Source organism: Pseudomonas sp. B21_DOA (assembly GCA_030544685.1).
In the GTDB taxonomy this organism is placed as follows: domain Bacteria; phylum Pseudomonadota; class Gammaproteobacteria; order Pseudomonadales; family Pseudomonadaceae; genus Aquipseudomonas; species Aquipseudomonas fluorescens_AO.
The window spans coordinates 4,282,543-4,295,085 of record CP086683.1 but is presented as its reverse complement, the minus strand read 5'-3'; the positions used below and the strand labels follow the sequence as shown (position 1 = coordinate 4,295,085).

Genomic DNA, 12,543 nt, shown 5'->3' with positions numbered 1-12,543 from the left:
CCATCCAAAAGGACCTGTAGTGATGCTTGCTCGCACCTCCCGTCACAGTAACCGTATCCGGCCGATCAAACGTGGCGCGGGCGATCCCGCACAGTGGCTGCTCAAGCCATTGGCGCAAGCCGTCGCCTTGTGTCTGGTGGCGGGCAGTGCCGAGGCGGCGACAGCGTTCAGTTCCACCTGGTTTGCCGCGAAGGGCGCGGCGCAGCAGGCTACGGCGTCGCGTCCGGGTGGGAGCGGTCTGCCGGGGATGACCCCGCCGCTGGCACAGCAGCAACGGGCCAGCCAGCAGTTGCAGCGCTCTTTGCAGACACTCAATAACACCGTTGCAGCGATTGCCGCTCAGCAGGCCGCACAAGCCGCTGGACGTGCCGCCGCATTGGGCAGTGTGCAAGTGGTTCCGGACGGATTGGGCGAGGGCGGCCTGAAGATCGATAACAGCCTGAGCCAGGGCTGGATGAACGCCAAAGGCCCGCAACAGACCCAGGCCGACGGCAAGACCACGGTGAAGATCGAGCAGACCGCCGACAAGGCGATTCTCAATTGGGAAACGTTCAACGTCGGCCGCAATACCACAGTGGAATTTGCCCAGCAGGCCAACTGGGCGGTGCTCAATCGCGTCAACGATCCGAGCGCACGGGCCAGCCAGATTCAGGGGCAGATCAAAGCGGACGGCACGGTGATGCTGATCAACCGCAACGGCATCGTCTTCAGCGGTGGCAGCCAGGTCAATGTGCGAAATCTGGTAGCGGCAGCCGCGAACATGACCGATGCACAATTTCGCGATCGGGGTCTGTATTTCGACAGCACCGGCAGTCAGCCAACCTTCACCGACGCTGCTGGCAAAGTCCTGGTGGAGCGTGGCGCAGCCATACAAACGCATCAACCTGCGCTCTCCACCGACGCCGGCGGCTATACCTTGCTGCTTGGCCAGGACGTGCAGAACGACGGCTCGATCAGCACGGCCAAAGGTCAGACGGTGCTGGGTGCGGGGACCGTTTCTATATCCGCAAGGGCTCGGGCACCGACGGCAATGGTTATTCAACCACCTTCGGCAGTGAGGTCATTCCCGGTTTCAAGGCTGACAGCTCGGGCAAAGTCAGCAACACCGGCCTGATCCAGGCATCCACCGGCGACATCACCCTGACCGGCCGCGACGTTGTGCAAAACGGTGTGCTGCTGGCGAGCACTTCGGTGGCGACGCGCGGCACCGTGCATCTGCTCAATCCGGCCAGCGATGCCCAAGGCCGTGTGACCCTGGGCGAAAATGGCGTCAGTGCGATTCTGCTCGACAGCAGTGATCTCACCGCCCTGGACAGCCAGCGCGAGGCGGCGCTGACCGGCGTCAATGCCAACAACCGGATCCGCAGCGATCAGTCACGCATCGACATCGGCAGCGGCGGCACCGTCGAATTCAAAAGCGGTTCGATCACCCTTGCCACCGGTGGGCAGGTGGCAGTTGCCGCGGGACGGCGCAGTCTATTGCGCGAGGGTGCGGTGATCGACGTGTCCGGCGCCCTCGGCGTCAAAGTGGCGATGGCAAACAACAACATCAAGATCAACGTCCAGGGCAACGAGCAGCGTGATGCGCCGGTCAATCGCGAGAGCGGCGCGCTCAACAGTAACGACATCTGGGTCGATGTCCGTGAGCTGGTATTCGTGCCGGCGGGCACCAACGGTTACGCCACCGACCGCTGGTACACCGCCGGTGGGTTGTTGGAGGTCGGCGGATACCTCGGCACTCAGGGCCATGGCGTTGGTGAATGGATGGCGCAGGGCGGTGAGGTGCGGTTTTCCGGAAAGGACGTGATCAGCGAAAAAGGTTCGCTGATCAATGTGTCCGGCGGCACGCTTGATGTGCAGGGCGGCGAGATTCGCCAGAGCTGGCTGCGCGGTGCGGACGGGCGGTTATACGAAGTGTCGCGTGCGCCGGGCGATATTCTCTACAACGGTCTTTATAAAGGTTACGAAAGTCACAGCGAGCGCTGGGGCCAGACGGATTATTTCTATAGCCCGCTGATCGCGCCGACGCGTCGTCAGGAAGCTGGTTACACCGTTGGCCGGGATGCCGGCCAGTTGGTGATCGCCACGGGCAACGCCGTGCTGGATGGCCAGCTGTTGGGTGAGGTGTTTCAGGGCGAACGGCAAATCCAGGCACCGCGGGCAGGTCTGGACGGCTACGCCCAGACCCAGACCGCCCGGGCGCGGCGAGGGCAGTTGGTGGTTGGCAGTTACGATGCTGCTTATGTCGCTGCCAGTGCCGGCCTGCTCTATCAACTCGACCCGTTGCTCGATCAGGTGCAAGTGGGGGCCGCGCATGCCAGCGTAGCGAACGCAGGGCTGACCGACGCGGTCGCGGCAGAACGCGCAGGCAAACTGTTCCTCGATGCCGGGCTGCTCAATGGTTTCGCGCTGGGCGCGCTGAAGATCTCGGCGAAAAACACGATTGAAGTCAATGAAGGCGTGACCGTGGATCACGGTGGCAACATCACCCTGTTCAGCCCTGACGTGCAGGTCAATGCCGATCTGATTGCGCAAGGCGGCAGCCTGCAATTGGGCAACGTTTTGAACCAGCTCGCCACCGATCGGCGTGATGACACCAGTCTCCAGGTTTCAGCAGGCAAGCAAGCGCGAGTGACGGTTGCGCAGGGTGTGCAGCTGCAGACACGCGGTCTGTGGCGCAACCTGTCGAGTAACCCGGACGACGCGGGCGGCCTTGCGTACCTCAATGGCGGGACGGTGTCGATCCGCAGTACCGGCGACATTCTGCTGGCCAGTGGCAGTCTGGTCGATGTTTCGTCGGGCGGCGCGGTATTGGCCAACGGCAAGACGCGTGGCGGCAAGGGTGGCGACGTGACGCTTGAATCCAGCGCCAACAGTACGCCAGGCCTGTCGCGCATGGTGCTCGATGGCGAGGTGCAGGGCTATGGCGTGAACGGCGGCGGCACCTTGACCGTGCAGGCCAGCAAGGTGCGGATCGGCGCTTCCGGCGAAGTGGCCGAAGAACAGACCTTGCGCCTGACGCCGGAGCTGTTCCGCACGGGGTTCAGCGCCTACAACATCATCGGTCTGAAGGGGCTGGAGGTCGCCGCGCAAAGTGCGATCGATGTGCAGATGCCGGTCTATCGATTTGGCGAATCCGCCTCGACCATTGTGTCCGGTATGTCGCCGCGCGCTGCGCTGGAGCTATGGACGCCCGCGTTATTCCAGGAAGACCCGCTCAAGGGCGTCTTGACGCAAAGGGCCGGCGCTTCTGTCGCATTGCAGGCCGGCGCAACGCTTGCTGGCTTGATTGATCCCGCCAGCAGTCCGTTGTCGATTGGCGAAGGCTCACGGATCAGTGTCGATCCCGGCCAGCGCATCGGTTTGCGCGGGGCAGGCCAGATCACGCTTGATGGTGAACTCAACGCCTGGGGCGGTATTGTCGATATCCGTCAACAGCAGTTCGGCGCGATTGATGTGGCGACGTCCTTGCAAGAGGCCGATCCGACCCCGCACAACCGTTCGATCTGGATCGGTGAACATGCCTTGATCGATGTCGCCGGTCGGGCAGCGACCGCTGTCGATGCGCTGGGCCGCGTCTACGGCCAGGTCGGCAAGGGTGGCTCGATCATTGTCGGTGGCGAGATCGATGTGAAGAAAATCACGGCGACCGCTGCCGATGCTTACGTCATCGTCCGCCAAGGTGCGCGACTGGAAGCGTCTGGTGCGCAAGCCGTGCTCGATAGCGGTGGGCAAGGCCCCGCTCGTGTGGCCACCGATGGCGGACGGATCACCCTGAGTTCCTACAATGGTCTGTTCATCGAGGGCAATCTGCAGGCCAATGCTGGCGGTGCAGGTGCGGCGGGCGGGCGTCTGGAGATCGCTCTGGATACACCAGCGTACGGTCCCGCGAACTTGAGCAATGCGGTGCGCGTGCCGCGTGAAATGATCATTGCCCAAGGGCCCGCGCCGGCACTGCCGCAGCCGCTGCGAGCGGGTGAGGCTTCGCCACTTTTACGCTACGGGCGTACACGCTTGAGTGCTGATCAGCTGATGAGCGGTGGCTTCGACAGCGTGAGTCTGCTGAGCAACGGTCTGATGACGTTCGACGGCGATGTCGACCTGCACATGGGACAGGGCCTGAGCCTGTTCGCCGGTTCTCTTTCATTGGCCGAGTCGGCGAGTGACAGCGCCCGGGTCAACCTCAGCGCACCTTACCTGCGCCTGTCAGGGCTGGGCACCTATTTGAGCTCGGAAGTCAAAGTGCGTCCGCGAGTGATGAGCAATCCGACAGCGCAGTTGTCCGGCGCGCAATTCACCGCCAGCGCGGACCTGCTGGACGTGGGCAACTCGCTTTCATTCGGCACCGAAGGGACTCTCGTGCAATCGGCCGCACCGGCGCTGGCGGTCAGCCGCCGTGGCTTTGGTCTGGTCACGCTCGACAGCCAGGGCGACCTGCGCTTCCTCGCGCCAACCGATGAACAGCAGCGCAGCCGTCTGTGGACTGCGGGTGACATGCACATGCGGGCTGCGCAGATCTACCCGGCCAGTGGCGTCTCGGCTGAGGTGCGAGTGGGCTATCAAAGTATGGCCGGATCGGTGCCGAAGCATACGTTGCGTATCGGCAATCACGGGGCGGCGCCGACCGCTTTGCCTTACTCGGTGTTCGGCAGCCTGACACTCAGTGCGGGACAGATCGAGCAGGGCGGCGTCATTCGTGCGCCTTTGGGGCTGATATCCCTGGGTGATGACGTCATTGTCAAAACCCGTGAACTTCATCTTCTGCCGGGCAGCGTGACTTCAGTCAGCGCCGCCGGACTGGTCATGCCCTATGGAGGAACCACCGACGGTATCGACTATCGGTACAACGGTAAGTCGGTGATGTTGAATGGCATTGCCGGAGCGACCTCCGGGGTCATCCTTGATGCGCAATACACCAATGTGCAGACCGGGGCGGTGATCGACCTTTCGGGCGGCGGCGATTTGCGCGGTGCCGGTTTTGTCTCCGGACGAGGTGGCTCCACCGATGCGCGTTTCAATCCGCTGGTACGCAATGCCACCGATGGCACCTTCAGTTTGCCGGGGCTGGCCAATAACCCCGTGTATGCAATCGTGGCCGGTGACCAGGGCCGCTATGCGCCGATGCTGGCCGAGGCCGGCGCGGTCAACCCGCGTATCGGCCAGCAGATCACCCTCGGGACCGGCGTTGCCGGACTGGCACCCGGCACCTACACCTTGTTGCCATCGACCTTTGCCTTGTTACCGGGCGCCTTCCGGGTCGAAATCAATGGTCAAGCGATTGCGGGGCCGATGGAGAGTGCGTTGAAGTTGCGCAATGGCTCGTGGACCACGGCCGGACAGCTGTCGATTGCCAACACCGGTATTCGCGACAGTTTGCCCAGCCAGGTCATCGTGACGTCTGCCGATGTGCTGCGGCGCTATTCACAGTACAACGAAACCGGGTTCAGCCAATTTGTGCTCAACGATGCTGCCCGCCGCGGTCTGCCGCGCGCCCGCACACCGCTGGACGGCAACACGCTGCACCTGCGCATGGTCAGTGGCGGCGAGCACGACTCAGCCCTGGATTTCAACGGGCAGGTGCTGTTCAAACCTGCCAGCGGCGGGGTCATTGGTACGGCGGTCGTTCAGGGCGGTTATACCGGCGCAGAGTTTGAAATTCTCGGCGCCGGGCATACGCGAACGCCAGGGTTCGACGGTGTATCGCTGTACGCCGACACCCTCAACCGCTTGAATGCCGGACGGTTGACCATCGGTGGCACCCCAACCGTGTATTACGGTTCGGAGGGCGGCTCGATCAAGGTGATCGGCAATACCTCGGCGATTCGTCTGCGCGAAGGCGCGATCCTCTCGGCGCCAGAGGTTGTGCTGAGCAGTAACAGCGCCAATGGCGGCATCACCATCGATGCGGGAGCGGGCGTCAATACCTTGGGGCGAGGTAACGTTCCGTATGATGCCGCAGCCGGTTTCGTCTACGAACCGGGGCGCTCCAGCCTGCTGGTGGTGTCCAACGGCTGGACGCCGGTGCTTGCGCCCACCGATGGCGGGGGCGGGAGCATTCGTATCGGCAACTGTCCGACGGCCGATTGTACCGCTGCGGCGTTGCTGTACTCCAACGGCAGCATCATCGCCGCCACTGACAAAGACTTCGAACTGGGCGAAAGCGTGCGCTTTGGCACTCGCCAACTCGGGCTTTCGGTCGGTGTGGTCAATGCCGGCAGTCCGCAAGCACTGGCCGCAGCCAGCGGCCGCACACCCGCGGGCCTGACGCTTAACCAGAACGTGCTGGATCGCCTGTTGCAGGGCGACACGCAATCTGGCGCCCCCGCCCTGGAAACCCTGAGTCTGGTGGCCCGCGATGCGTTCAACTTTTTCGGCAGCGTGACCCTCGACACCATTGATCCGCAGACCGGCCAGAGCCGTTTGCAGAATCTGGTGTTGGGTAGCCCGGCCATCTACGGCTCGGGCGCTGCCACCGATGTCGCGACCATCCGCACCCGCAATCTGATCTGGAACGGGGCGACTCAGGCCCCGGGTACGGTGGTCAAGGACGGCGCCGGCAACGGGCACGGCACGCTGGATATTCAGGCGCAGCGGATCGAATTGGGTTACGGCCCGAACCCGCAGCCCAATGGCCTGGATCGCAATAACCGACTGGCCCTGGGGTTTGCCAACGTCAACTTCAACGCCAGCGAGCGCATCACCGCCAACCACAAGGGCAGTCTGGCGGTGTACGAATCCCAAGGAGCTTATGACGCGGTCAAGGGGTTCAGCTACAGCGGCGGCAATCTCAATCTGCGCACGCCATTGCTGACCGGCGAGGCCGCCTCGGTCAGTGAACTCAAGGCGGGCAACAACCTGACGCTGAGTGGTAGCGCCACAACGGCTGCCGCGGATGCCCTCGGTGCGCAACTGAGCCTGACGGCACGCAGTGTTGTGCTCGACAGTCGCATCGTCCTCGCCAGCGGCAAGCTGCTGGTCAATGCCGAGGATGATCTGCTGCTTGGCAGCGGCGCGCAGGTGGATATGGCGGGCCGGGTTCTGCCGTTCAATGATGTGCAGAAATACAGCTGGGGCGGCGACGTGTCGTTGCAGAGCAATAACGGCAATATTCGTCAGTCGGCGGGCTCGCGAATCGATCTGTCCGCCGTCAACAATCAGGCCGGCCAATTGAGCGTTGTGGCCCTGGCCACTGACGCTGGACAGGTTGATCTGCAAGGGCAGATTGTCGGCCGCAGCAGTGGCTATTACGACGCGGGCGGTACGTGGGTGCCGTACAAGGCCGGTGGCGTGGACATTCGCGCCCAGCGCCTGGCGGGTGATTTGAGCCAGGCCTTTGCCAGCCTTAACCTGCGCTTGAATGCCGGCGGGGTAGTGGGCAGTCGAAGCTTCCAGTTCAAGCAGGGCAATCTGCGTATCGGTAACGAACTCAAAGCGGGCCAAGTCAATGTCTCGGTGGACAACGGCAACCTGACCGTGGACGGGGTGATCGATGCCAGTGGTGAACGGGTCGGCAGCATTCGCCTTGCCGGCAAAAACGGTTTGAACCTGACGGGCAACGCGCTGCTCGATGCCCATGGCCGCGTACTGCGCGTCGACAGCTACGGCAAAATCATCGACGCACCGAACCGCGCCATGGTTGAACTCAATTCAGGTGACGGCGTGCTGACGCTGGCCGCTGGTGCACGGATTGATCTGCGCCACGGCACCGATGCCGTGCCTGGAAACCAGGCGGGACAACGCGATGACGTACTGCGTGGGACGCTGGAGCTGAATGCACCGCGCCTGGGCGGCGGTGACATTGCGGTGGATGCCAGCGGTACGTTGAGTATTCAAGGTGCCCGCTCCATCGGGCTGAATGCCGTGCGAAGTTACAGTGATGCTGCCGATGGCACCGATCCGGCGGCCAGCGGTCGCCCGTATCAAGTGATCGATCAAGCCTACCTGGATCGCATTCACTCAGACAGCAGTGGCTTTATCGATGCGGCGCTGGGTAACAGTGATCTGCTACAACGCAAACTGGCCGGCCTCAACAATGCGACCTATGCCGATGCGTTTCATCTGCGCCCGGGGTGGAAATCGTCAGCAAAACCGCTGACGGCGATCTGGTGGTGCAGGGCGATCTCGACTTGTCCGGCTACCGTTACGCCAGCCTCAACCCGCACACTCGCCGGACCTCGGTATATGGCAGCGGGGAAGCGGGCAGCCTGTTGATCCGTGCCGGTGGCAACCTCGATATCTACGGCAGCATCAACGACGGTTTCGCACCGCCGCCGGAAACCGTGGACGACGCTGGCTGGAAACTGTTGCCGGGGATACAGCCTTTCGGCGGTGACCTGATCGTACCGGGCAGTGGTGTCAGCCTTGCCGAAGGGACGCTCTTTCCGGTTGGCGCCACCTTGAATTACGACCTGCCGATTCAAGCCGCCACACTGGCTGCGGGCACGGTGTTGCCGGTTCAGAGCACTTTGGCCGCACCTTACGTGTTACAGGGTGGAACGGTGCTGGCCGGCGATGTGCATGACGCGGCGGGTAACCTGATGTATGCCGCCGGTACGTTGCTCGACAACGCTGTGACCCTGCCGACCGGCAGTCGTTTGGGTGCAGGTATTCGCTTGAACAACGCCACCGCACTGCAGGCCGTGCTCTGGCCCAAAGGCGTGCCGCTGCCGGGTGCGGTTGATGCCGACAATAAGACGGTGGGTGTGGTGTTGAACGGAACGTTGGCGCTGTTGCGGGGTTCGCTGATCCCCTCCATGACCAACGTGAAGCTCGCCGATGGCACGGTATTGCTCGACCTGCGTCCTGCCAATGGAAACCAGCAAGGTCGAAACTGGGCGATCGCCAGCATGCTGCCGGCGGGCAGTGCGTCGTGGTCGATGCGCATGGTGGCAGGGGCCGATCTGACCGCGGCCGACAGCCGTAGCGTGAAACCTCAGGCCAGCGTCGGCAACTTGCAGATGGCCGACACTCACTATGGTGTGAGCATGATCGAGGTGGCCGGCAAACTGGTCTGGGCGGTGGATAACGAGTATGGCTTTACACCGTACGAACCGGTTCCCGAGGAATACCTTGTGCTCTGTGATATCGCTCCCGGTTCTTGCGCGCCCATGGCGCGCAGTGTGTGGGCGCCTGGCAACTGGATGGGCATGCCGGATTACACACCGATGAACGATGACGAATTGTTCTGGTGCTCCATCGACCCGGCACTGTGTATTGAAAACAATCCGAGCAAGAGCGCCCAGGCCCACACGCAGATGTTCAGCGTTTTGCGTACTGGCACCGGCGACCTGGATTTGATGGCGGCCGGTAACCTCAGCATGGCCTCACCTTTCGGCGTCTACACCGCCGGCACCCAATCGGCAGACGTCGACGCGCGTTATAACCAGCCCCGCGGAAGGCTGTCGGCTGATGGCTCGGTATTGGGCAGCGCTGGCAGCGATTACGAAAAATGGGTCGATGGCGGCAGTGCCAGCCTCTATCAGGCCTGGTATCCGCAGATGGGCGGTAACCTGACGATCAATGCCGGCGGGTCTGTGTCGGGTGACGTGCTTGGCCGTCGCTCGGTCGCCACGGGCGACGGTACGCGGGAGCAGGTGCCGAGTGTGGCGGTGGGCAATTGGCTCTGGCGCCAGGGTACCGGCAACAACGATGTACCGACTGCCTGGTGGATCAATTTCGGCAGCTACGCTGCGCAGCCATTGCCAGCGCTGGGCGAGGAAACCAGACCTTATCTGGTGGGCTTTACCGGGTTCGGTACGCTGGGCGGCGGCAACATCAGTCTGAGCGCCGGCGGGGATGCCGGCATGCTCAAGGCCATGGGCGACGACAGGTATGCGTCGTACCCTCGCAGTCAGGGGTTGATCGTAGCTGTCGGCAGTACGGGCCGCGTGGGCAGTGACGGGAAGCTGCAACTGACCGGTGGCGGAGACCTGGATATTCGTCTGGGCGGTGTCCTTAATCCGTCTCTGCAGGCACGTGCCGGCCTGGCGGGTACCGGCACGCCGACGCACGACTTGCAGGGCGCGCTCATCAACCTGCGCGGTGCGGCGCAACTGACGGGCGCCGCGTTGGGCGGTATCAATCTGCAGTACGGCGCCTCGGCGCTGTTTCATGACCCACGGGAAACGCGCGCCTTCGACCCGTTCAACTCGACGGCCAGTAATGCCAGTGGTGGGCTGGTGCTGATTCCCGGTGACTCCGGCATGCGCCTCAACACCCGCGGCGATCTGGTGTTGGGTGGCGCCGCCGATCCGGGCCGCGTGAGGTTGCAGAACTCCACACCGTTTACCACGGCGGATGGCATTTACCATGCCGGTGGCGGTTTGAGTGGTTTCTCGCTGTGGACCGATCACACGGCCATCGATTTGTCCTCGGCCGGCGGCAACCTGACGCCCAGCACCCAGTTGATGGAAACCACCGGGCAGGACCCCGTCGCCGGGCTTAACGGGTCACCGACCGATGACCGCTTCGTCTTTCCTTCGATATTGCGTGCCGTGGCCGGCCAGGGCTCGATTTATGCGGGACCATCAGCGGCCTACGGCATAGGCAACCCGGCGCCGGCTCTGGCCTGGTCATTGCTGTTGGCACCTTCCAGCGCGGGGCAGCTTGAACTGATCGCTGGGGATTCGATCTATGCCGGCGGCTACGCCATCAACCAGTCAGGGCCAGCCCAGCGGCGCTCGCCACACCGTTTGCACCCGCGTTCAATGGCTACGGCAACAACCAGTCCGCTCGGCCGATCACGACCAACGCCGGCAGCGATGGTGTGCTGGCGCAAACCAATTCGCGCTATCCACTGTTTGCCTTTGGTCCCGATAGCTACTCGGGGTTGAGCAGTGTTCAGGGGCCGGCGCGCTTCTATGCACTGACCGGTGACCTGGTAGGAATTCGCACGGGCGAAACGCTGGCGTTCGCGACCACGAAGCGCACCTGGTATGAATCGGCAGGCCCGGTGTGGATGGTGGCGGGGCGTGACATCGTGGCGTCCGGTACCAATTTGGGGCAACCCACGTTTGCGCCCGTTGGGGGCATGAGTCGCAATAACGAACAGATCGCGTCTACCGGCAATCTGTTCGTGCATAACGATGCGCGCGACATTTCGCGGGTTTCGGCCGGGCGAGACATTCTCTACAGCAGCTTCGACATTGCCGGCCCGGGTATTCTGGACGTCAATGCCGGGCGCAATATCCTGATGGAAGATCGCGCCAGCATCACCAGCCTCGGCCCTGTCGTGGCAGGTGATCAGCGCCCCGGTGCGAGCATCGTGATGCAAGCGGGTGCGGGCGCGCAGGGGCCGGATTACTCACGGTTCATTGCGCGTTATCTGAACCCGCAAAACGTAGCGGATTCAGCGGTGGCCCTCAGCGCGCAGCCGGGCAAAGTGGTCAAGACCTACGTCGAAGAACTGCAGAGTTGGCTGAGCCTCGGTTATGGCTTCAAGGGTGGCGACGAACAGGCGCAAGCGTTCTTCGCCGCACTGCCGAGTACCGAGCAGGCGATCTTCGCCCGGCAGGTGTACTTCGCCGAATTGCGTGCCGGCGGCCTGGAATACACCGATGCCAGTGGCCCGCGCACCGGCAGTTACTTGCGCGGTCGCAACGCCATTGCGGCGCTGTTCCCGACCACTGATGTCGCCGGCAATCCGATCCGTTACGACGGCGATATCACGATGTACGGCGGCGCCGGGGTCAAGACGCTGTTTGGCGGCGATATCCAGATGCTCACGCCGGGCGGTGGTCAGGTGTTCGGCATCGAAGGCGCTGCGCCGCCGTCGACGGCGGGGATCATCACTCAGGGTTCGGGCGACATTCAGCTGTACTCCCAAGGCAGCATTCTGCTCGGCCAGAGCCGGATCATGACCACGTTCGGCGGCTCGATTCTCGGCTGGTCCGCCGAGGGCGATATCAACGCCGGTCGCGGCTCGAAAACCACCGTGGTCTACACGCCGCCAAAACGTGTGTACGACAGCTGGGGCAACGTCACGCTGTCGCCATCGGTGCCGAGCACCGGCGCCGGTATCGCCACGCTCAACCCGATCGCCGAAGTGGCGCCAGGCAACATCGACCTGATCGCGCCACTGGGCACCATCGATGCCGGCGAAGCGGGGATTCGCGTGTCTGGCAACGTCAACATCGCCGCGCTGACGGTGGTCAACGCCGCGAACATTTCCGTGCAGGGTAAAGCGACTGGCGTGCCGGTGGTGTCAGCGGTCAACACTGGCGCAATCACCTCGGCGAGCTCGGCGGCATCCTCCGCTACCCAGGCAGCGGAAGACGTCGCCCGTCAGCAACAGGCAGCAGCGCGGCAGAACCAGGCCTCGGTGTTCACTGTGCAGGTGCTCAGCTTCGGCAACGAGCAACTGGCGCCGTCGCGTGATGGTGCCAGTCGCACGCCGGCGACCGGTTACAACCCGGACAGCCCGGTGCAGGTACTGGGCGCCGGGGCGCTGGATGAACAGGCGAAACAGCAGCTGACCGAGGAAGAGCGTGGGCAGCTGACGTTGTAACAGACTCTCGTGCAGTACGTTTGGGCGGCCGGTTGGCC

The 12,543-nt window shown here is 63.3% G+C and carries 1 pseudogene; it reads left to right on the top strand.

The window, feature by feature from the left end:
- Positions 1-22 precede the first annotated feature (22 nt).
- Positions 23-12,505, top strand: a pseudogene (locus LJU32_19760) (filamentous haemagglutinin family protein).
- Positions 12,506-12,543 lie beyond the last annotated feature (38 nt).